Source organism: Vibrio sp. SCSIO 43137 (genome assembly GCF_028201475.1).
Lineage (GTDB): Bacteria > Pseudomonadota > Gammaproteobacteria > Enterobacterales > Vibrionaceae > Vibrio.
Genome location: NZ_CP116383.1, coordinates 686,820 through 709,249, shown reverse-complemented (window position 1 = coordinate 709,249; position 22,430 = coordinate 686,820). Strand labels below are relative to the sequence as shown.

At 43.8% G+C, this 22,430-nt stretch carries 21 protein-coding genes and 1 other RNA gene; 6 read left to right on the top strand and 16 right to left on the bottom strand.

Annotation, left to right across the window (positions count from 1 at the left end; genetic code table 11):
- Entirely contained in the window at positions 1–4,638 is a 4,638-nt protein-coding gene (locus PK654_RS03445; protein WP_271697679.1) for an alpha-2-macroglobulin family protein, read from the bottom strand.
- Between the two features lie 246 nt (positions 4,639–4,884).
- On the opposite strand from PK654_RS03445, the gene ssrA reads away from it, so the two are divergent.
- Positions 4,885–5,251, top strand: a transfer-messenger RNA (tmRNA) gene (gene ssrA / locus PK654_RS03440).
- Positions 5,252–5,321: 70 nt separating this feature from the next.
- On the opposite strand, the gene PK654_RS03435 is transcribed toward ssrA, so the two are convergent.
- On the bottom strand, positions 5,322–5,480 hold the full coding sequence (locus PK654_RS03435; protein ID WP_271697678.1) for a hypothetical protein: 159 nt from the start codon (positions 5,478–5,480) through the stop codon (positions 5,322–5,324).
- A gap of 647 nt (positions 5,481–6,127) precedes the next feature.
- Here PK654_RS03435 and PK654_RS03430 point away from each other — a divergent pair.
- Together PK654_RS03430 and PK654_RS03425 are read left to right on the top strand one after the other, a co-directional pair.
- Positions 6,128–7,180, top strand: a complete 1,053-nt coding sequence (locus PK654_RS03430; RefSeq protein WP_271697677.1) for a type IV toxin-antitoxin system AbiEi family antitoxin — start codon at positions 6,128–6,130, stop codon at positions 7,178–7,180.
- Positions 7,152–7,997, top strand: a complete 846-nt coding sequence (locus PK654_RS03425; protein WP_271697675.1) for a nucleotidyl transferase AbiEii/AbiGii toxin family protein — start codon at positions 7,152–7,154, stop codon at positions 7,995–7,997. The genes PK654_RS03430 and PK654_RS03425 overlap by 29 nt, the downstream gene beginning before the upstream one ends.
- 240 nt (positions 7,998–8,237) lie before the next feature.
- On the opposite strand, the gene PK654_RS03420 is transcribed toward PK654_RS03425, so the two are convergent.
- The 5 genes from PK654_RS03420 to PK654_RS03400 all read right to left on the bottom strand — a co-directional run bounded on the left by PK654_RS03420 (position 8,238) and on the right by PK654_RS03400 (position 11,274).
- Positions 8,238–8,549, bottom strand: coding sequence for a hypothetical protein (locus PK654_RS03420; RefSeq protein WP_271697674.1), 312 nt, complete (start codon positions 8,547–8,549; stop codon positions 8,238–8,240).
- Positions 8,550–8,848: 299 nt separating this feature from the next.
- On the bottom strand, positions 8,849–10,108 hold the full coding sequence (locus PK654_RS03415) for a type II toxin-antitoxin system HipA family toxin (RefSeq protein ID WP_271697673.1): 1,260 nt from the start codon (positions 10,106–10,108) through the stop codon (positions 8,849–8,851).
- Positions 10,105–10,428: a helix-turn-helix domain-containing protein gene (locus PK654_RS03410; RefSeq protein ID WP_271697672.1), complete on the bottom strand. Its 324-nt coding sequence runs from the start codon at positions 10,426–10,428 to the stop codon at positions 10,105–10,107. Before PK654_RS03410 ends, PK654_RS03415 begins: the two co-directional genes overlap by 4 nt.
- A 176-nt stretch (positions 10,429–10,604) precedes the next feature.
- Positions 10,605–10,937 carry an antibiotic biosynthesis monooxygenase family protein gene (locus PK654_RS03405; RefSeq protein ID WP_271697671.1) on the bottom strand — a complete coding sequence of 111 codons (333 nt, stop codon included), beginning with the start codon at positions 10,935–10,937 and terminating at the stop codon, positions 10,605–10,607.
- Positions 10,918–11,274 (bottom strand): NIPSNAP family protein, encoded by a 357-nt coding sequence (locus PK654_RS03400; RefSeq protein ID WP_271697669.1) that lies wholly within the window; start codon positions 11,272–11,274, stop codon positions 10,918–10,920. The genes PK654_RS03405 and PK654_RS03400 overlap by 20 nt, the downstream gene beginning before the upstream one ends.
- An 88-nt stretch (positions 11,275–11,362) precedes the next feature.
- Here PK654_RS03400 and PK654_RS03395 point away from each other — a divergent pair, with 88 nt between their 5' ends.
- The 3 genes from PK654_RS03395 (at position 11,363) to PK654_RS03385 (ending at position 15,071) form a co-directional block, all read left to right on the top strand.
- Positions 11,363–12,052, top strand: coding sequence for an ArsR/SmtB family transcription factor (locus PK654_RS03395; RefSeq protein WP_271697668.1), 690 nt, complete (start codon positions 11,363–11,365; stop codon positions 12,050–12,052).
- Positions 12,053–12,724: 672 nt separating this feature from the next.
- On the top strand, positions 12,725–12,883 hold the full coding sequence (locus PK654_RS03390; RefSeq protein ID WP_271697667.1) for a hypothetical protein: 159 nt from the start codon (positions 12,725–12,727) through the stop codon (positions 12,881–12,883).
- Positions 12,873–15,071, top strand: coding sequence for a hypothetical protein (locus PK654_RS03385; protein WP_271697666.1), 2,199 nt, complete (start codon positions 12,873–12,875; stop codon positions 15,069–15,071). The genes PK654_RS03390 and PK654_RS03385 overlap by 11 nt, the downstream gene beginning before the upstream one ends.
- A gap of 83 nt (positions 15,072–15,154) precedes the next feature.
- Here PK654_RS03385 and PK654_RS03380 read toward each other — a convergent pair whose 3' ends face one another.
- The 9 genes from PK654_RS03380 to PK654_RS03340 form a co-directional block, all read right to left on the bottom strand.
- On the bottom strand, positions 15,155–15,931 hold the full coding sequence (locus PK654_RS03380; RefSeq protein ID WP_271697665.1) for an alpha/beta fold hydrolase: 777 nt from the start codon (positions 15,929–15,931) through the stop codon (positions 15,155–15,157).
- A 142-nt stretch (positions 15,932–16,073) separates the two neighbouring features.
- On the bottom strand, positions 16,074–16,613 hold the full coding sequence (locus tag PK654_RS03375) for an ATP-binding protein (RefSeq protein WP_271697664.1): 540 nt from the start codon (positions 16,611–16,613) through the stop codon (positions 16,074–16,076).
- Positions 16,614–16,652: 39 nt separating this feature from the next.
- Positions 16,653–17,141: an HAD family hydrolase gene (locus PK654_RS03370; protein ID WP_271697663.1), complete on the bottom strand. Its 489-nt coding sequence runs from the start codon at positions 17,139–17,141 to the stop codon at positions 16,653–16,655.
- Between the two features lie 20 nt (positions 17,142–17,161).
- Positions 17,162–17,548 (bottom strand): nuclear transport factor 2 family protein, encoded by a 387-nt coding sequence (locus PK654_RS03365; RefSeq protein WP_271697662.1) that lies wholly within the window; start codon positions 17,546–17,548, stop codon positions 17,162–17,164.
- Between the two features lie 58 nt (positions 17,549–17,606).
- Positions 17,607–18,134 (bottom strand): GNAT family N-acetyltransferase, encoded by a 528-nt coding sequence (locus PK654_RS03360; RefSeq protein ID WP_271697661.1) that lies wholly within the window; start codon positions 18,132–18,134, stop codon positions 17,607–17,609.
- Positions 18,135–18,243: 109 nt separating this feature from the next.
- Entirely contained in the window at positions 18,244–19,167 is a 924-nt protein-coding gene (locus tag PK654_RS03355) for a histone deacetylase family protein (RefSeq protein WP_271698771.1), read from the bottom strand.
- A gap of 117 nt (positions 19,168–19,284) precedes the next feature.
- A complete protein-coding gene (locus PK654_RS03350) occupies positions 19,285–20,898 on the bottom strand; it encodes a methyl-accepting chemotaxis protein (RefSeq protein ID WP_271697660.1) in 1,614 nt (537 codons plus the stop codon).
- 6 nt (positions 20,899–20,904) lie between these two features.
- Positions 20,905–21,165: a hypothetical protein gene (locus PK654_RS03345; RefSeq protein ID WP_271697659.1), complete on the bottom strand. Its 261-nt coding sequence runs from the start codon at positions 21,163–21,165 to the stop codon at positions 20,905–20,907.
- 402 nt (positions 21,166–21,567) lie between these two features.
- Positions 21,568–22,218, bottom strand: a complete 651-nt coding sequence (locus PK654_RS03340; protein ID WP_271697658.1) for a helix-turn-helix transcriptional regulator — start codon at positions 22,216–22,218, stop codon at positions 21,568–21,570.
- Positions 22,219–22,430 lie beyond the last annotated feature (212 nt).

The following is a 22,430-nucleotide window of genomic DNA, read 5'->3' as shown; positions in this document are numbered from 1 at the left end:
TTACTGCTGCTCAGAAGTAATAACAACTGAACTCTGTTGGTTGTCAGCATCCACTGCATGGCCGCCTATAAAGTGAAGTTCAGGCTTATACATGGCTTCAACAAAGAGTGGAGGCACAACAAACTCTCCCGGAACCTCTGCTCTCATGGTGTAACCAAACTTGTATCGGTATCCCTTTTGCAGATCACCGGACACCACAAAGCGATCTTGACGATACTCAATAAAGTCACTCTCACTGATTTTAATATCAGGGTTACCTATGCTAGCGAGTGGTAAGCCTTGGCCTAAGTTTGGATTTTCCAACACAAAGCCTGCTGGAATTCTATCGATAACCATGGCGTTATGTATGGTTTCATCTAACTCAACAATTAGGTATACCGCAATGCGATCACCAACTTTTACCGCTTTTCGGCTTGGCTTATCCGCACTGAAGATACTTAATCTCTTATTGTCCTGATACCAAACTCGTTTAACGTTTGAGTCCCTTACCACATTGATAGTATTGAAAGGATGCTGCTTAGTCAGAGATTGTTCGCTCTTCAAGTAACCTGTAGCCAAAGCTTTAACATAAATTGGGCTCTGCTCTTTATTGGCGATCATAGTATTGGCAATAAGTGGTAGGCTAGCTCTGTCTTTAATGGTCTCTTCTTTGCCATTAATCAGTAGGTTTAACGAACGGTTGTTCTCTTGATTGGTTAGTACCGCTGCTCTTAACAGAGCCGCACGCTCTTGGGTGCTTATCCAGTTATCTTCAGCCGAACGTCGCGAAGCTTCTTCGATATAGTCAATTTGCAGTGCCCTCGCCTCAGCCTCCAACTCCGCATTTTCAGCAATCTTGTCCAAAATAAGGATGCCGGCAGCCAGATCTCGTAGCTCTGATCCGTAATCACGATGATAAACATCTCTATTACGACTCATCTTCATTTCTTTAAGCTTACGCTTAGCTAAATCCGTTGCCCCGACATTATTAAAACTAGCGATGAGCTGAAGGTTTGAAAGCCCGGTTCTCATCTCCTTATCGATCTCGATATCTAAGTCACTGTAGCTTATCCACCCCTTTTCACTGAGAAGATAAGCCGCATAAGCTTTTGCTAATGCGTAACGATCACTAGAATCGTAGTTCAAATATTCGCGGAGACGTCGGTAGGCATCGTCTAGCATTTCTTTTGGCACTACCCCCGGATAGTGCTTATCCGCTTGAGCCAAAAACTCGGTAATGTACGCTGTTAACCAATATTGCTCATTGCTATAGCGATCCCACAGGCCAAAACCACCATTGGCTCTTTGCATGTTTCTCAAACGCTGAACCGAATCGGCAATCACGTCTCGATTACCGGTAACCGTTTTACCCTGTTGCTTTTGACTTTCTCTTGCCTTGGCCTGCATGGCTTGCAACTCAGGGCTTTCTAATAAGAAAGGCCACGCTTTACTGGTGGTCTGCTCAGCACATCCGTATGGATACCTTATCAACCCTTTTGCCTGCTCTGTGACACTCAAGATAGGCGTAGCACTAATATGCAGTTCACCTTCTTTACCTGTTACTGTGTTCATTTGCTCCCACAGTGATGGCTCAACCACATAGCTTTGGTTCGCCGCCAACTTCACCGCCTTCGCCTGTATTATCCATGGCATAGAGGAGCGAACAGGAATTCGCCATTGACGGTCAATATTGATCTCAGGCTTGAACTCTTGATCTTTGTTCTCACCAACTGGCAGCACCTTCTCTTTCATGGCTGTCAACACAGAGCCAACCCAACCATCAGGGTGATAAGCCAAAGGTTGCTCAGAGACCTTAATCCCTACTTCTACCTGTTCCACTTTGCTTTGTTTAGCAATTGAAAATGGAACATTACGACTCCAGCGCTCACCGTCATCAAGCACTACTTGCTCATTGATTAGTGCTTTCGCCTGACCATCCTGAAGAACCTGCACGGAGAAGGCTTTCTTCTGACCACTATTATTAAACAGGTCCGCGGTTGTTGTGGTTTTATCTCCCGCAACCACAAAGCGAGGCACGCTCAACTCTGCCACAACCGGAGCACTGATCGCACTGTCTTGTACTAACTGACCAACTTGCCTGTCATTAAATACCGTTGCAACAATCTGCCCTTCGCCGTTGTAGTCAGGAATATCGAACTCTACGACGGCCATGTTACCCAGTAACTCAACGGGAGAAGACATTAGAATAACTGTCTTACTTTCTACCAAGTCATCTTTATTATTGGCTAACCTTTGGTTAAGGTCGCCACCAAAACGCGGCTGAGCAAAAGGATTAGGTCTGGTATCGTATAAACGCGAGAAAAGATCGACAATATCCGCACTGTATCGTCTCTGACCAAACAGATATTGATACGGATCTTTTGGCGTATAACGTGTCATGTTGGTAATGCCTTTATCGACAATCGACACCGTTACCCAAGTATTCCCTACTTGATCATCATCTAAATTGGCCACCTCAACCGGAATTGAGAGGGTTTTCATTGGCTCAATACGTTCAGGCAGCGTCATGGTGATGTTTAGCTTACGTTTTTCACGATTAAGCTTGAGAGGAACCACACCAAAGTAACGCTTAGGCACACCGGCCGCCTGCCCGGTTAGGGTTGCCGTTAGGTAGACATCATGTCTATTTAGCGGTTCACCATTGTTATTCAATAGAGGCACATCGACAGTGACATCGCCCTTGTCAACCTGAATTCGCTTTGACCAAACAACTTGTTCCGTTTCCAAAGTCACAAGCAATGAACCTTGCATTGGACTCACTATGCTCACTTGAGTTTGCTTATCTTCTTTGCTGTAAGAAGGTTGGTTAGCATGAATAGTCAGATGCTCCGGCTTCGCCTTCTGCTGATCGTAACCTTGAAACCATCCTGCATAAAATGGATAGACAGACTCAACACCGGAAGCAAGATCCGTCACTTTAAGGCGATAATCCCCCCAATCCACACTATAACTAACGCTTTTTGGAGCCTCAGCCAGGGTAAGAGCTTGCTTAGCAATTTGCTTCCACTCAGGCTGCTCTTCTCTACTCCAACCGCTGCCTTCTTCATAAACCCAATAATAAGGGCCTTGGTTGTATTCCAGAATAACCTCGACTTCACCCTCTTTAAGCGACTGTCCATCAGCCGCTAATAGAGCGATATCGAACTGAGCACTGCTTTGGTACGCAAAGCTTTTTGAAGCAGGTTTGATACCCGGAATAAGCTTATCTTTCCAGCTAATAAATGTCGCGTTACGTTGAATCGCTGCGCCACCGGATTCTTGCAGAGCAAAGTTTGCTGCTACTTTTACCGGGCTTTTAATATCTGAACTCTCAGGAGTGGGTAGTTGAAGCGTCAATGTACCTTGTTCGGACATGGTTTGCCCCTCTAACGCTTCGTAGTAACGGTTTAGTCTGAATTTTTTACCGACAAAGAACCCTTTATACTCACCTTCGAAATAATGTACTGGCTGATAAGAGAGCTCAGCTTTTAGTACATTACCTGCCGCAGGTGCACCAAATAGATAACGGCCTGCAAGCTCAACTTGGTTTTTCTCTCCTGCAATCGTAAATGGAGAGAGTCCAGAGAGCGTAAGATCCATACGCTCGGGGACAAACTCTTCTAACTGGAATTGATACTGACTGACAGGTTCTGGGCTACTAGGATCCAGACGCACTTCAACCGTATAACGACCCGCTTTCCAGTCACCCGATGTTCTTAACGAATATGAGTAGTAACCAGCGGCTTGCGCGGACAATGTTTCCCGAACCATGGTACTGGCTCTAGGATCAGTCACGGTCAAATACAGTTGGTCCACTTCTTCTAGTGGCAAAACCTCACCATCTTGGTTTCTGAGCAGCACATTGATCGGTAAGCTTTCACCCGGTTTCACCAGATCACGGTTACTGTAGATATAAGCTTCATAGTCTCTGAACTTGCGGCCTCCAATCTTATATTCAGAGAGATCAAGCGGTACTTCACGCATAGAGAGCAGGCCGAACTCATCCCCTTTAGCAACAATAACCAGATCGGTGCGCTTTATCTGTCGATTAAAGTAAGCAAGCCCCTTTTCGTCAGTCAGTTGAACTTGTTCACTCTGTTCTTCTTGCAACAGTTCAATCTCTGCACCTTCTATGGCTTCCCCCGTAGAGAGACGAGTGACCGCAAAGGCAGCTTGCTGTTTATTGACTCTCGCCTGAATACCAATATCGCTCAGCAGCATATGTTTAATTTCGAAGTGGCTGAAATCACCGGGCGCTTTCACCACGACCAGGTACCAACCAGAAGGCAGGTCTTGTGGAATAGGAAGTCTTGCTGAGGTAATAACATCCTGATCCGCTTTCGGTAGCTGATATCGATCAGAGAAAACACTTTTATAAGCGTGCTTAAGCTGACGAAGATTCCATGTATCTAAAGAATCCAGCAGATAATGATGCTTCAATAGGCGCTTGGCATCGGTCACTTGCAAGATTTCGATATCCACCTGTTCCATATTAGTAAAACTAACAGGGATAGATTGCTGCGCCGATTTCGGCACTAACGGCCCGTTACCAATAACGGTAATAGACGATTCTTGCAGGGCGTAAGCCGAGAAAGAAAGTAGGGGTAAAAGTAGTAAAGGAGAAAACCGAGCTAAGTAACGTATTATGTTATTAATCATTATGTTATTCCTTTTTTCCTTGCCGATTTTTCTTTCCGGCAAGCTCCAAAAGCTGAGAATGAACTACGCTGCAGCATACATGATATTTGCTATGGCATGAACTTCTGTTCTATCAATAGCTTATAATAGATCTTGAAAGTTGGTATTTCGCTGCCATCTTTCACTAAAACAGAATAAATCTTCATCACTTAAACGCGTATTGCTAGACAGATATAGCTTTTCTGTTACTATTCACCCCTAACACTTGGGGCTGATTCAGGATTCGACGGGAATTTTGCAGTCTGAGGTGCATGCCGTGGGGCGGTTGGCCACGTAAAAAGCCGCAAAAAAATAGTCGCAAACGACGAAAACTACGCACTAGCAGCTTAATAACCTGCTGAGAGCTCTCTTGCCCTAGCTTCCGCTTGTAAGACGGGGAACAACAAGAGATCAAACCCAAACGAGCTAGCCCGGATTCTCCCGCCTGAGAGATGAACGGCGAATACTAATTCAGGATAGTCATCTACTAGCGTGTCGGTTCGCAGGTATTTGGTGAATGTAAAGATCGACTAAGCATGTAGTACCAAAGATGAATGATTTTCGGACGCGGGTTCAAATCCCGCCAGCTCCACCAATCGATTGGAAAGGGCGATAACTCAATGAGTTATCGCCCTTTTTGTATTTATCCCTTTCTAATCGCTTCCTTAGCCTTCATGTTCCTTCTTATAAGCCAGCAACAGCGAAATCAGGAAAATACCTATTTCATTATTCAGATTAGCGTCACCGCAGGTATCTTCTGAAATATGGCGGAGAACAAAGTCTTCGACTTGGTCATAAAAATCGGGGGATTTCGATTGGTTCATAGAACCTCCTGTGTATTTAAATTAATCACCACACAAAGGTTCGAATCAGAGGGTGGTGAACTGAACAGGGTTCGAACTACCGCTACACAGGAACGGCGCGCCTAAGCGCCCCCGCTCAGCCCACCATAATTTTCAGGTACGCTAAAGCCGCACATAAATACTGCAAAATGCAGTTCTTATACGCCTGTGTATGTAAACTCAGGGTTCGAATCCTGACACCGGATTTTGCCGGTGCCAAACAAGGTTAAAGAGAGCGTTCCGGCTTGTCAATTAAGTGGATGAAATGGTTACGGGAACTGGAGTTATTTCATGTATTGTGCGATTCAAAGGCGCTTAGATAAATAACAATCACCCATGCTCTTTTAGCCACTCTTTCTGCTATGAACTGAATCATAACACCTCTAATCAGGTGGCCAAATTCAATGTACCACTACAATTACATAACTATCATAGTAATTCATACGCTAGTGAGGCCTTTTCAAGATAAAGACACATTCACAGTTCACTTTTTTCTTCTGTTCATTTTTTGAACGCAAAAAATCAATGAACAAACCGTTCACTTTTGTTGAGCGTTCATTTAAAATGTACACGCTATAGAAATGAACATAAGATTCTGATACAGACTCTGTAAGAGTCGGGAGCAAAGGATGAATAATCACAAACCTCACTTCACTGAAAGTAAGCTTCTTGAAGATGCATACTCACGACTACGTGAGGAATACCGCATTCCAGTTGAAAGCTTGGAGATCTTTCATAGCCCAGAACATGGCATTGCAGGGATCGTTGACTATCAGTTCTCTGAATTACCTTTATTCATTCACTGTGTGGACAAAAAAACACCATTGACAGTGGTACAGATAGCAAACTACAAAAATCAGTACCAATCGCCTTCCCAGTACGTTTTTCTGACAAGCTATATAAATCCAGCTTTAGCTGAACGATTAAAGGGTGCCCAAATACAATTTATCGATCACTGCGGAAATGCATATCTTAACCAAAACGGATTCTTTATCTTTGTCAAAGGTAACAAACCGAAAGCTCATAGCATGCCAAAAGAAAAACAAGCTCTAGGAAAAGCTTTTGGAAAGAAAGGCTTACAGGTTGTATATGTATTACTAAGTAATCCTAAAGCTATCGTGTGGTCTTATCGAGAATTAGCAAAAAACTCAAATGTCTCCCTTGGTACAATAGGGGATGTCATGCTTGATTTAGACAATCAGGGTTACATTGACAAGGACAGAAAAACGCTTCTGAAAGGAAAAAATCTTATGCAGGAGTGGGCAAAAGAATATGGCTATCTGTTAAGAAAAAATCCTCCTCAAATCAAATACACGACAGGCAATATCGATTGGTATAGTGACAAACTGTTAAGTCAATGCAATGCATTACTTGGTGGGGATGCAGCAGCCGATCGATACACTCACTTTTTAAATTCAAACAAAGCACGTATATATATCTCCAAAGAACATCACCAGTTATTGTTAAGACACGGGCGTTTAAAACAGATTCGTGAAGATGAGCACTCCTCTGTACAAATAGAGCTAGTAGAGCCCTTTACAGAATTAGAAGTTTTAAAAGGCCCTCTAGAAAGTTTAGTTAACCCTTTAATTGTTTATGCTGAGCTATTAGCGTCAGATAATGTAAGAAACCTTGAGGTTGCAGATAAGCTATATGACCAATACCTACATCACCATCAATGAGAAATTCTCTAGGGGTCTTACTGAACTCTACTTCGATGTTAACACTGAGGCTCAAAAACTAGATATCCCTTATATGATTGTTGGAGCAATGGCTCGCGATCTCGTGCTCGTTCATGGATTTGGCGCGAAAATCGAACGAGGCACTAGAGATGTGGACTTTGGTATCTGCATAGAATCCTGGGAGCAGTTCCATAGTCTAGCCACAAATTTGATTGCCATAGGTTTCACCCAAGATAAACAGGTAAGTCATCGCTTTCATAGAGAATGTAGTGACGGCATGCCTTGGGAGCTAGACATCGTGCCATTTGGAGAGATCGCCGACGACAACAACATCGCTTGGCCTCCCAAAGGAGACTTTGTGATGAATGTGTTAGGGTTCCAAGAAGCATTAGAAAACTCGTGGCAGGTGCTAGTGCATGAAGACCCTAAGCTGGTTTTGCCTGTTTGCGCTCCTGCTGGTATAGCACTTTTAAAATTGGTTGCTTGGCTAGACAGAGAAAGCGATAAGCGAAAAAAAGATGCGACAGATCTGCTATATCTGATTAGTACATATAGTAAGATCCCTTTTGTTTTCGATGCTCTTTACGACGACGGTTTCATGGAGGCACAAGAATATGATGAACTAAGAGCCAGTGCTTGTAAGCTTGGAGCTGATATCGCAGCTATTGCTTCAGAACAAACTAAAACGTTTCTACAAGATGAGCTATTTAAGAAAGAGGCGTTGATGGATGTTCTTAGCAGAGAGATGAAGTATGACTCTAAGTTTACAAATGAAGAGGTATCGATTTTTCTTAAGCTACTTGCTGAAGGAGTTTAAGAACCATGATTTGTGTAGATTGAAGAAAACTTACTAAACAATCTTCATTGCACCTTGTTAGAATATTTTGGTCTATATCGCCAGATAAGGCATGACAAAGGAGGAGGAAATAAGCCACCGATGCCTGCTATCTTCTGGGCCCGACGGCATTACTTTTATGAATTTCTGAGTGAAAAGTGAAAGCGCCCCACCCTCGGTACGGCCTAAAGGTGACTGAAAGGAAAATTTATATATGGACTCTCAGAGTTTTGATTCTGACTGCATTTTGTCTATACTTGTAGTTTCGAATGTCAACCAAGTTTCATTCTCCCTTAAGGTAATAAAATGAGTGCCATGTTCAGAAAACTCTTTAACAACTTTTGCATGATTTAAGTCTTCTTCTGTTGGTTCAGCATATATATGGCAGTGGCGAGCACCATAAGGGACTCCCCAGTAATCGCAGTTAGTACGACAGTAATGACACCCATCTGAAGCCGTTCTTCCCGGATGAGCTGCTGTAACAGAAGCCCATAAACACATTAAAAGCGACGTTGCTAATATTCTCTTGTTCATCAGTTAATCCTTTTTATTGTATGCCATTCGCTTTATACCGTATTTACTCAATAAATGTATGCCACAAATCACATAATAAGACTCTATATGAAAATACTCCTTATCGTCATACCAGCTAATTGCCTCAACGACCCATTTGAATGCCAATTAACGAAAACTACTAAGCAATCAATTAATCGTTTTTTGAGAGAGTACGGAGCTACACGAGAAATGAAAAGTTGAATCGCCACCGACTCACTGGTGCCTGTTTCGGCTAGCCTTCTAAGCTCTGTACGTAACAGTCATGATGAGTAAAGTGGTCATTCGATTAGAAAGTCTGCACTTAATTGCTGCCAATGATTCTTCAAAGCGGCTTTATGTTCACTTTCCATAGGTAATTCATTCAGCAGTGCAGGCCAGTTTTTGCGAGCTAACGCCATTACTTCAAGCAAGTGTGGCTTAACAGCAACCCAAGGCACTGCCGCTTTCTCTGCCCACACCTGAAAGTGATTCATCGTGATATCGAACCACAGCTTGGTACCTGCTATGTTGAGTGCAAGACTATCGTGCTCAATATATGGTGCGGTAAAGAGCACATCGTAAAGCGGTGACAAACGTGGCGAATACATATCACTATAAATCAACGTCCAGTTTTTTAAGTGAGCGTCACCATTACCAAGCAAGATATTGATAAGCAGTCTTCTTGCCATTTGTTGAATATCCTTCAGCCGCTCTGTACTTGTCCGGTAGAGTACATTACCGAGTTGCTCATAGTTGACTCGTTGATACTTGTCTGAAGGATAGAGGCCAAAGACCTGTGCAAAGTCCTCGGTATGAATACGACCAGTACTACCACGATCAAACCGCTTGATACCATAAGCGTACTGCTCATCCGGCAACTTGATGCTTGGTAGCCCTTCCAGATCACTAAGCTCGATTAATCGCACTTCCGGAATATCTGCACCTGCAGCTTCGGCCAGCTTCATACAGGTATATTCATTGACGGGTACACCTTTGTGAACGGTCGATGGTGTTTTTATAATCCACATATCCTCAGAGATTTCCTGATTGATGTGATAACGGCCATCCAAATGAGACGAGGAAAACTTCATCTGTACACCAGCCAATGAAAACTTAGTATCTGCATGCTTAACATCGATCTGTTGAGGCTCTGTCGACAGTCGTTGCTTCAATGCCCAATCTGGCAATCCCCCAGCTTTTATTGGCTGGGCGATAATGGCACCCGGCAAGTTAGCCCCCAAATAGGCAAGGATTGAAAACTCATTGTTGATATGACACCGAAGTGCTTGAGCTGTCAGTTCTCTCAACGCCCCTTCAGGCAACAGATTAGACAGAACAGGGGGAATCTTATCCGTTCTAATCTGTGGTCTGCTCAAATAGCTAGGATCAAGCAACTGCCTTAAAGTCAAAACAGGCCGTTTATCCGTTGGCATCGCAACAAACTCAGGGTTGAAAGTCAGAATGTTCTTCCCGCCAGCATAATGGGCAATCACTGCAACATCAACTCCATGTAACTGGATGTTTAAACCTTCAACTTTCTCGATCTGCTTGCTCATCATTTATCTCCGGAGCCAAACCAAAAACCAAGATCATCACCATCGTCTTGCAACTGGTCACTTTTAGGTACGTCTCTCTGACCTTGAATAACAGGCTCTTCAAGAACAGAACATGCTTTGCTCCCTTTAGGCGTGATCGAGAGTTCCAAATCAAGCCCTTCCAATACTCGGAGTAAGGTCGACAACTTCACATCACTGCCCGCCTCAATACGCTGATATTGTTGCTGCTTCATGCCAATTCGCATGTACATCTCTTTTTGCTCAATACCCAGCTTTTTACGTTGCTCTACAAGTAGCTTTGCCAGTTCATCAATGTCCTTCACGAAACACCTCAAACAACTTTAATGTTGTTTCAATCATCACTAACAACATATTAGTTGTAATATACACTTGTGACAACTTTAGAGTTGTATATTACACCAAAAACAACTTAAGTGCTGTAAAACAGGGAACATTACGTTCCCTGTTTTATGTTTATAAACCTCTATTGGCAAGATAGTTAAGAAAGATCCGCAGGTGCCTGCTCCCGCTCATCCAGCCCGTAATCGCGGACTATCTCTGCTACCCTTAGCCGGTAACCGGCAAACAAGTCATGCCTTCCCAACTGCTGGGCAAGCTGATGCTTGTTGTTGCTTCGCCATTTCAGTACCGCCTCTTCATCACGCCAGAATGAGAGCGAAAGAAAAGTATCCGGGTTAACAAGGCTTTGAAATCGCTCGACAGAGATAAAACCATCTATCTGGCTTAACTCTTCTTTTAACATTTTTGCCGTTTCAAAGTATTTGTCTTTACCACTCTGTTTCGGCGTCACCTCAAATATTACCGCAATCATAGACATCTCCTTCTGGTGCTCTCTTATAGCTGGACTGAACGACTTTCAAAAAAGAACGCTTCTCTTCGTTAATAAACTGCTCTGTCTGCGCAAAAACAAAGTTAGCCTTGCCTAAATCCGATTTGCGTAGTCTGTCCCGGTAAGCTTCATAGTCTGCTAAGCTATTGAAACTTATCAGCCCGAAAGCTCTGTCGTTAGAACCTTCATAAGGCAAAAAATAGCCAAGCAAATCTCCCCCGCATAGTGTAATAATCTCGCTCCAGTTCTCAGCATACTGCTCAAACAGTTCAGCCTTAAATGGATCAATCCGGTACTCAATAAAACATGTGATTTTCATTATTGTTGTCTCCTGCTTTGTTTTGAGGCAGTCTACCTGCTACTGCTTTGCATGCTTCGATGTGCATCGAACTAACCGGTAATCTCTTATGGAACCCAATATTGCCTATCTGGCAAACCTGATTGGCGATCAAGCCCGTTCAAAAATGCTAATTGCGCTAATGGGAGGAAAAGCCCTGACAGCGACAGAGCTTTCTGTTGAGGCAGACATCACACCGCAAACCGCTAGTAGCCACCTGCAAAAGCTGGTCGAGGGAGAGTTACTTATTGTCCGCAAACAGGGGAGACATAAGTACTTCCAGTTAAAGGACGGCAAAATTGCCGATCTGCTGGAGCAGCTGTTAAACATAAGCTCGGAAATGGTCACCGCTCAGGTATCTACCGGGCCTAGCGATAAAAGGCTTCGCAGAGCGCGGATTTGCTATGACCATCTTGCCGGTGAGCTTGGTGTGGCTCTGTTTGATGCTCTGATCTCTGAAGGGCTGATTATTGATGCCGGAAATGACGCAACATTAACTGAACAAGGCAAAAGCTTTTTTGACGAGCTGGGTTACGACTTCAATCAGCTAAAAAGCAGTAAGCACCCACTGTGTAAGGCCTGTCTAGACTGGAGTGAAAGGCGCAGCCATCTGGCAGGAAAATTAGGAAGCTGGATTCTTACGGACGCAATTGAGCAAAAGTGGGCAACTCAGGATCTCGACTCCAGAGCCATTAGCTTTTCTCAGAAAGGATTGACGGCCTTTTCACGCAAATACAGGATTCCGGCTTCACTGCTGTAACTTCCTTCCCACACTTTAATGCGCATAAAAAAAGATTAAAACTACATTTTTGTGCGCGTAAAAATGTAATTTCTAGCATTTAACTCACCATCTCAAACAAAATTAATTAGCTTCTGCTAGCTGACGAGCCACTTCCTTTATAACTAACAAAACAATCAGCATGGTAACGCTCAGTTAGAATCTAAAAGCTAATTATTCTCACTATTAGCACAACAAAAATATTCAACAAAAAGCTCAGTCGTTATTCATTGGCTCATTCTAAAAAGTTTAACTACAAGTTTCACATGATATATTGATGTATGTGATATGAGTAAAAACTCGATGTTCACCCAGTTTCAATCATGGCATACAGCCATTTAGAGTACTTACTCAATCAATAAGTTACAATTAAAACACTATTAAACCAGTAGCGTTTGCATTGCGATAATCTGGCCAAAACAACTTAGTTTTACTCATTACTCCTGACGTATTATTTCTGACAAACACCACTCAGATCACTTTCTTATTAAGCTCAATTACAAATAACTTACATAAATAAGTGTTGGTCATCTTATTATAGATATTTATATCAATTAACCGTTTTTTAATCACTTCAAACAACCCTATTCTTACTGTGTGTTTTGATTTTATTCTTTAGATATCGGTTAAACAGCTCGTGGTTAAGGAGTGGTTATGTTTAAAACTGTAATAAGTGCATTGAGTGTGTTGTTGCTGGCTTTCGGGTTAGTCGCATGTGGTGGTGGCGGAGGTGGTGACGGCAGTGCAACAAAAGTCGCCACGGCAACTTTGACTTTGCCTCAGCAACTGGAGGTAGTCACTAATGAAAATTAATAAAATTGCTTTTGCTATCGCCCTGCTTTCACCAACAGCATCACTTGCCGCTTATAACGACCCCGGCACAGATTACAGTAATGCACAAACCAACTCTCATATCTGGAATGCCGCACTTGAGCCGATTAACTTAGTCAACAGCATTCTCTGCTTTACCGATCAGTTCAACAGTACAGAGTTTGTAAATCAGGGGGCTTATTCTGTATTAGCAGACGAATCCGCCTGTTTTGATGAGCAGGACGACGGTTCACAAGGCCAGTCTTCAGGAGCGGCAAACACGCCCAGCTATATGAAGGCCATTGCCAACGTTACCCGCGAAGATGACTTTTCCCCTTTGCAAGCGCACTTCTGGTTGCCGGAAATCGGCTCCGGTGGAGATGAACAGGCAATCCGGTTTAAAGCAGAAGTAACCGGCGGTGTCAGCGCAGATAATCCTTTCGGTCAGTTCCAGTTTAATTTTGACTTCTTCGACAACTTCACCGCGAACAATCAACGTGGCGGTGGTGAAGTAAAAACCGTTAACTCTGTACCGGGATCCATCGGCTTTACCATGTATGAGTCGTCAACCAACGGCTCTGACTCTTATACCCAGAGAGCCAGTGTAATTATGTCGAGTGATCGCTCAAGCGGTATTGCACTGACAGGTGTCAGCCGTACCGGTAGCGGAGCCGGAGAGACCTCTTACGCATTGGCTTACAATACCACCCATGTACTTGTTCAGAGTGTCAGTGGCGACTTTTCAAGCCTGCCATATAAGTCAAACAGCTTTACCGGACAGTGCTTAAGCCGCACTAACTACGATAGTTTTGTGCATCGTTACGGTTTATACAACGCAACGACAGGTGCTAAGGTCGACATCAATAGCGGCTTCCCAGTCAAGTACGACAGTGACTCTAACGGCAGCTATGAAAGCTACGGATATATAGGCTATTGGGGAGCATGGACTGAAACAGATGGTGCGCTCTCCAACGGTGATACCATTGTCAAAGACGATAATGGCGTTCAGACAAACTATACCTATATCAATGCTCCGGGACGCTTAATCAAAAACACGGTTAAAAGCCTGAACTTAGCCAATGCCCGCGGTATCAGCTTCTCTTACTGGGACGATGCTATCTTTGCTGACAGCAGCTACGATCAGTGGGTTGTAAACTACCTCACCGCAGCAGACGACTCTGTAGGCAGTGATGGTTTCTACAAAACTGGTAAGCTGGCCTGGGGCAGCAATGGTTCGACAGTTACTTCGCAAACCCCTGTGCAGATCGTATTAGCGGCTAACGAAACTTTGTATATGTATTCAGAGCAGTTAGGCGGGGAAGTGAAATACCTTGATGGTCAGCCAGCACTGACCTATTACGAGCAATCTTTTGTTAACGGCAGTGAAACCGGCTCTGGTGAGTTGCTACAGTCTGGTTCCGTTACTCTTACCTGTTATGACAACTGTCCGATTGGTAATCTGGAACTGGGCGATCTGACTAACTACAGTGGTGCAGGCAGTCCGTTCGAAACAACCGCAGGTCCGTTTACCTATACTTTTGCCACAACAGGCGGTAACGCATTAACTCTGGTGAGTGTCACCAGCGGTGAGCCAGTGCGTTATGATGCCGCACTTACTCAAAGCAATATTGACCCGACACCTCACAGCTGGGGTGTACGCAGCGGACCTATGATTCCGGGTACCGTCAGCAACAGCTATGACATTTATGATCCGGGCGTGGTAACTGAATTTTATGTCTGGGAAACCGGTATTCAGTCATGGAATCAGTTATCCACTGTCAGAGATGGCTCGAACAATATTGTCAGCTTTGAAAAACCACTTCAGATCGTATATCAACATTCAGATGCCAATGACCGCAGCGGCAGTGCCGGCAGCTATGACGGTCAGACTTACATGGTAAACTATGGTGGTAATGGCGATTTCTGGGGTATTCCGGCAACCAATAGTGGTGGTCAGTACCGTCCGCTATTCTCTATTGCTGATGGCGTTCTGCTTGGCGACTCAAACCAATATGTCATAAAGGCGCTGGATGTTGAACAAACTATGCAAACAGCAGCAGGACAATGCGGCAGCCTTGTGATAACCGATCCACCAGTTCCTGTACCAAGCGGAGTAACCGGAAGTGCAAATATCGGAACCATGCCTGTAGTAACCGGTGATCCTTCTGTAATCGCTGGTGTGACGCAGTAACCTCGCTATCAGGCTGATAATCAGAAAGCAATAAAGCCACTGCCCCCTTATTGGGAACAGTGGCTTTTATTTTTTAATCAAGTTTAACCTTGCTTGATCTGCCCTACCCGCTCCAGCAACTTAACAATTTGTCTGACTATCATCTCGTGATCTTTCCACAACACAAAATGGCCTTTTTGCCTGAGTATGGTTAATGTTGCATCCTGCTGTGATAGCTTGTTATAGACATATTCGGCATTGTCAGGGTCAGCCAGTTTATCTTCATCACCATGAACGATATCAATAGGCATAGTTAGTCGCGACCAATCCTTAGAGCTCAATTCTGTCAGCTCTTGCGATAACACCATCATCTCTTCATTTGAGTTATTCATATCTTTTGATAGCAGCCATTTGACCACAATGGTATCTGCCAGAAGGTTATACCATTTAGGGTGTTCCAGTTCAGGATCAAATGCCGACGCCACCAGCACCATACCGGCTACCTTTTCAGGATCTAACAGAGCCAGTTGCAGAGCTATCGGACTGCCAAGAGAGTGCCCGACTAAAATATTCTTTTTGTTGTCTGACAAAAAAGGCTGCAGCGCAACTGCCTGCTGCATTATTGATGGTTCGGGAATACGGGGATTGGCTCCATAACCAAGCCTGTCGGCAGAAATCAGTTCAGCACGCTGCGCCAAATCAGGGTGGTCCAGATAAGCCTGATACCCCTCTTTACTACCGGGAGAGCCGTGAATAAACAGAATTCGGTAATCTGATTCTTCCTGCCCGGACTGAATATAAGCAAGATCCTTTTTCTCCTCGCTTTTAACGCATCCAGTCAGAAATACGGAGAGGCAAAAGGTCAGTAGTGTTCGTGGCAAAAGTGCTTCCTTAATCGATTAGCTCTTGTTCATTAAAGAATTAGAAAGGCAGCAGTTGGAAAAAATTTCGTTGTTAGTTCAGTTTGACATGGTTTTTATGTGCTACATAACCGCTTACAATATCGGCGCTTAGTCGAACCAACTAAACACATTCAGGCTCATCTGCGCATAAAGGATACAAATTTCGGATAATGGCATCCATACACTCTCCCGAACAGAAGTTCATCAGCGGAATGTTAAGATCAGCCGCTATCTGAGCGGCTTTTTCTGTCTCTTTCAGTTGCATCTCATCTAATAACTCAACGGAAAAAGTGGCACTATCCCGCTTCATTAATCTTTGATGGATAACATCGGCAGGGCAAGTGATATGGACAATGGCCGAAGGCGATATCCGGTAAGCAATTTCATCGTTAATCTCAACCACTTCGCCTTTATGATTCAACAAACAAAAATGGCCATCAAGAATAATGGCTGGATCTGTTAGTTTGGACAGTGCATCCAGAAGAATAAGCTGCTTTTCATCAATATTGCTGGCCAACTTCTGCAGCTCGGCATAACCCGAGTTGGCTTTAATCAGGCTACTACTTGAGTAATGTGCTATTTGCAACCTATGTTGTAACTCTTCACAGAAGGTTGACTTACCGGCGCCATGAATCCCTGATACAAATACAACCTTTGCCATTTATGCTCCTAAGCTATAAAAATCAGAAGATCGCCCCTTCTATCTTGCTTCTCGCTTAACGAGTATATCCCGCAGCTTATCTATCTGCTGAGCTTCGTCATTTAAATGAGAATGATCATTTTGAGAGGAAATCCAGATGGCATGAATACCTGCAGATATAGCCGGCGCAATATCATTATTATAGGAGTCTCCAACCATGGTAATCATATGCGGAGACACTTTAAGAGATTTTATAATCCGGCTAAAAAACTCCGGCGTCCCTTTACCAACACCCAGATTAGTCTTACAAAAATAGCCATCAATATATTGGGCCAGTTCTACCCTCTCAAAAGCCTTCTTAATGTCAGATTCCGTCGAATCTGCGGCATTAGTCGCAACATAAATAAGATGATTTTTTGACAACTCAGCCAGAACGTCTTTTGCCCCATCAGTCGCCTGAACCTTATTCCAATGGCACATCTTTCCCTGTTGACCCTTAAAGTCGACCATCAGAGTGTCTCCCCAGTCAAACAGATAGATATTTTTCATTAAAGCCTCCCTGCTTTAACTTAGTTATGCTCTTTTACCACCTTAACCCATTGAGCACGCCACGGCTGCGCTTCCATTTCATCGGGCCAGAACTCTTTTTGTCTGGTAATTAATCCGTCAGTCACAGTATGAAAAGTAACAGCCCGTGCTTTTTGTACGCCATCCGTAATGGAGACATCTGTTACCACGGTATCGCCTTCGCAAACAACAGAGTGGATATCAAACTGCCAGCGACCATTGGCCGGATAATAACTGTTGATGGCGGTAAAATTTTCACGCCCTAAAGTCAACTCACCCGATTGCGGCCAATAGCCTTCAAAATCAGGGCTTAACCGCTCTGCCGCTTTGGCAAAGTCGTTAGATTGCATCGCTTGCCAGAAGGCAAGTACCACTTGTTTTGAGTTCATTATGTTTCTGCCGGAAAAATTTATTGAATAGGGTAACTTCGGAAAATGCTGATCATGCTCAGCGTGGGTTAAAATCCTGACGGTAAACGCATATTTCTCTTTGCTGGTCCAGTTTCTTAATCTGTCTATTTTCTATATAGGGGATATTTAGCTTATTTATAACCGACTGTGACTGATTGTTTTCCACCAGATGCCAAACCTCGATTGCCGTCATATCAAGCTGACTACGGCAAAACTCGATAAGCCCGTGAGCGGCCTCGGTTGCAAATCCTTTTCCCCAGAACTCTACTCCAAGCCAGTAACCTAGAACACCGCAGCCATCCGGCTGCATCACCATACCAACGGCACCGATAACCTCATCGCTGCCCTTCTTTGTAATCCCGTACACTACTTCTTTTCTGTCGGAAAACAGTGAAGCGTGGCTGCTGATCCAGTCTGTTGCCACCGACTCTTCGTAAGGGTATGGGATATTAGCGGTCATATCAGAAACCCGCTTATCCCCTGCTAACTCAGCAACGCGTTTGCTGTCACTTAAATAGAAAGGCCTTAGTAGCAACCTTTCAGTTTCTATTTTCTCTTGCTTCATTTAAGTTTCAAACCAATCTATTACCTATTGATTTACAAAATAAATTACAGAGAAAAAGAAATCAAATGCATATACTCAACTTGTGGCTGATACTGTGGTGCACAATGGCTTAATTTCCATAAACCTGAAAAGCAGCTCGCATTAACTGCATATGAATGGGCACCAGATCCTGATGCCGCTGGCGGTATCCACCACCAACCACACAGGCTATGGGAAGCTGAGTGTTTTTTGCCAGCTCAAACATAAAAACATCACGTTGAAAAATACCTTCTGTAGAGATATGCAGGTAGCCAAGTTCATCCTCTTTATGGATATCAACGCCGGCGTCATAAAGGATCATATCCGGCTGATAAAGGTTAACCGCTATCTCAACAACAGAACGGAATGTCTGCAAAAACTCGTTATCTCCGGTTTCTCTTGCTAAAGGTACATCCAGATCCGAATCCGGCTTTCGGGCCGGAAAGTTTTTATCACAATAAAAAGAGAGCGTGGTAATATCCGGCTCATTTTTGCACAGTGTTGCCGTACCATCGCCATGATGAACATCACTATCGACAATCAATACCCGTTCAATGCCTTCCAGGGTTAATGCCCGCTTAGCCGCTAATACCAGATCATTGATCAGACAAAAGCCGCTGCCAAAATCGTAATGAGCATGGTGATAACCGCCACTCAGATGTATGGCCACACCATATTTCACAGCCTGATGAACGGTTTCACAACTACCGCCTGCGGATGTCAGTGTCCGTTTTATCAGTTGTTCACTCCACGGAAAACCAATCCGCCGCATTTTAACGGCCGCAAGTTCCCCCTTAATCAACAAACGAAGGTACTCTTCACAATGTACTGTTTTTACTTCGTTCTCTGAAAGCGGCTCAGGCTGAACATATCCGAAATTCCCGTTCCAGCCGCTACAGCTTTCCCTCTCCTGTTCAATAGCCTGATACAGCATACGATACTTATTGATCGGGTAACGATGCCCGTCAGGAAGCGGCAGTTGAGAATATATCGGGTGATAAATCAGCGGAATCATACGGGTCACTTTTTCCATTACATGCTGTCATGCTATCAGCAAAGAGAAAAACCGCCCATAAAAAACAGGAGCTACCCTAGGGGCAACTCCTGCTAAATTGAGTAGTGGCAAGCTTATTTATACTTTAAAGAAAGCCAACTCATTCTTCTGGGTTTCTGCCAATTGTGACAACTCAGCAGAGGCTTGCAACGTTTCATCAATACCGCCTACATTCTTCTGTACCAGATCGAAGGCTAGTGTGGTGTTCTGAGATATGTCTTCAGTTACGCTGAACTGCTCCTGAGAAGCCGTTGCCACCAGCGTATTAATCTCAGAAATAGATTCAACAGCACGGGCAATATCTTCAAATGACGACTTAACATTATCAGCAAGCTGTACCGACTCTTCGATCAGCTCTACATTCTGAGTCATATTGTTCTGGGCACGTTCGGACTGCTTCTGCAGCTTCTCAATGCTCTCCTGAATGCTGACTGTCGACTCTTGTGTTTTCGACGCAAGACTACGCACTTCATCGGCTACCACAGCAAAGCCGCGGCCATGTTCACCGGCTCGGGCCGCTTCAATAGCAGCGTTTAGCGCCAACAGGTTAGTTTGCTCTGAAATAGAGTTAATCACTTCCGTAACAGAGCCAATCTCTAAAGCAAACTGACGCAGTTCATCAACAATAGTGGCACTCTCACTGACCGAGGTACTGATTGAGTCTGTCAGGCCAATATTGCGTTCAAGGGTCAGCTTACCGCTATCGACATTCTCCCTTGCTCCTTTCGCCTGCTCTTCCGCGGCAACGGCTTGCTGGCTTACTTCCTGAGAGGTAGAGGAAAGCTCATTAATGGCAGTAGAAATTTGTTCCATCTGCGATAACTCTTCCTGAGCATTCTGCTTAGTCGTGTTCATAATACCGTTAAGCTCCTGAGAAGCAGAGGTAACACTCTCAGAGATACCATGGGTATTTTTAATCAGCTCAGAAAGTTCGGAAGAGAGCTTAACCAGCGACAAGTAAATACCTGTCTCTTTTCCTGTCTGTTTCAGGTTCTGGGTAAAGTCGCCGTCAGCCATTTTCTCCATCAACTTGGCAATCTCATCCGGGGTACCACCAACCGGCTTAAGCACCAATTTATCCAGCACCAGCAACAAAATACCCAAAGCGACCAATAAGCTTAGCAGCCCGATGCCGCCGGAAGTCAGCAACTGATTGTTGGCACCCTCTTCAATAACTGAATCTCTGATAAAGGTAACGAACTTCCAGCCATTAACATCAAGCTGACTCCAGAAAGCCGTAAACTCGGCATCTTCTCCATTCACTACTGCGGTGTAGCTTAGTTCCGGAGAGGCTGCACTAAACTGCTTGTAAAGAGGGCGCTCGTTATAAATATTCTTACCCAAAAGATCTGAATAAGGCGAAGTCAGAATAGTACCGTCTTCAGCATACAGGAACATATCTTTCCGGTCAGAGAGGTTTCCAAGCAGGGCATCAAGATAAATAGAGGTGATAACGGCAACAGACCCATTCACTTTATAAGCGAGAACAACGATCTCTTTCTGAGTCACTACCGACGTAAAAGGTGCTATAACATAGAAAGTTTTACCGTCATTAAACACAGCTTTGTAATATGAGCGCCCCAAATCTTTCGGGTTAAAACCTTGTTTGACTCCATCCTTATCATAGGTATTACCTTCAATATCAAAAACATACGCACCTTCTATAAACTGCTTTTGGGTACGAAACAGCATCTGCAGTTATGCTGTCGCCGCAACAGAAAGGCCCTCAGGTGTCATATCCTTTTGTGTTACATCAATACCTGATAATACGCTTCGGTAACTATTAAACTTCTCTGTTAAATCAGCTTCAACGGTGGCGTTCTTTTCCATCAGAACCGTTTTGTTTAAGGCGATACTTTCACTCTGAAAGGAGAGAAATCCTATGGAAATTAACGTCGCGATGATAGCGAAGATAATCCCCCCTAAGGTTGCTGATATTCTTAATTTAAATTGGTTCATTATTTGCCCCGACACAAGGTAAAACAGGAAATAATTTTTCCTGATAAATCACTAATACGGTTGCTTAACAACATAGCTTCCGCGGTTTACATTAGCGTAAAAACGACTCTTTAATATGCCCAGTGTATTGAATCAATATACTTCCAGCACAGTCGCAACAAGCCACTGTGCTATTGATAACAAAAACCGGTTCCGGAATATTAATATAACTAAATTAGAGATAAATTGATCTAAACAAATTTTACACATTACTTACCGTAATCTGTTAACTATGGCCAGAATCAACCCACCTACTTTTTACAATAGTGCAAAGCGGCGGATGATACCATTGAGCTGAGAGAATAAGAATGAAATCATGCCATGGCGATGGCACAAAACTAAATAAGAGATGTAATGCACTGACTAACAGTGAGGTTCAAAAGAGTGCCAGTTTTTCTCCTTGGTGGTGATACTGGTAACAGTTTGAATACAGGGCTTATAGCGGGACTTTAGCTGAGATAATTGAACAATTTCGGTAAACCGGAAGGAAAACAGCCTTTCATTATATTGAGCGGCGAGGTACCACACTCCCTGATAGTTAATAAGTTTATAGGGCGCGACCTGCCGGTATTGTGTCGCCTTATAATAAAAAGAAACGCAGTTATTGTTATCAATACATTCAATCAATACCTCGAAAGAACGGCTCTGTTCCCCGATATCTTCAATAACAGGTGACTGAAACATAATTGCAGAAGAATTTTTGCTGGATAGTACGGTATGTTTCAGGTAACGGGTTTCCGGAAACAGGGTTCCCAGCCCCATACTTAATGCTATGGAAAAGAGGTCATTTACGTTCTGTTTGCCTAGTATCCTTGAAGGCAGCGAATAAGCTGAACCATTCCTTTCCAGAGGCAGGTAACCTAACCTTTCATTAAAATCGCGCTGAAGTGTTCTGATTGAAACATTGAACTCTAAAGCAAGCTCATCCAGAAACAGGTGCTCTCCCGTATTGAGACGAGTGAGGATAATGCCCAGCCTTTTGGCCAGTTTGTCGTGTTTATTCTTCATTTCCATATCGCACATAATAGAATATGCGCTCGACAGGATATGTCACTATTCATAAGGCAAATACCTTTTTCAGCCCAATCAGCTCACAAATTACAAATTACTCACCAGAGAAACGACACTTCCTGACATAACACTCCCCTATACTCTTCTGTCAACTTAGATTAATTACTCTAATAAGAACGGAAAAACCCGAATACAGCTGTCAGTTGCTCACCCGA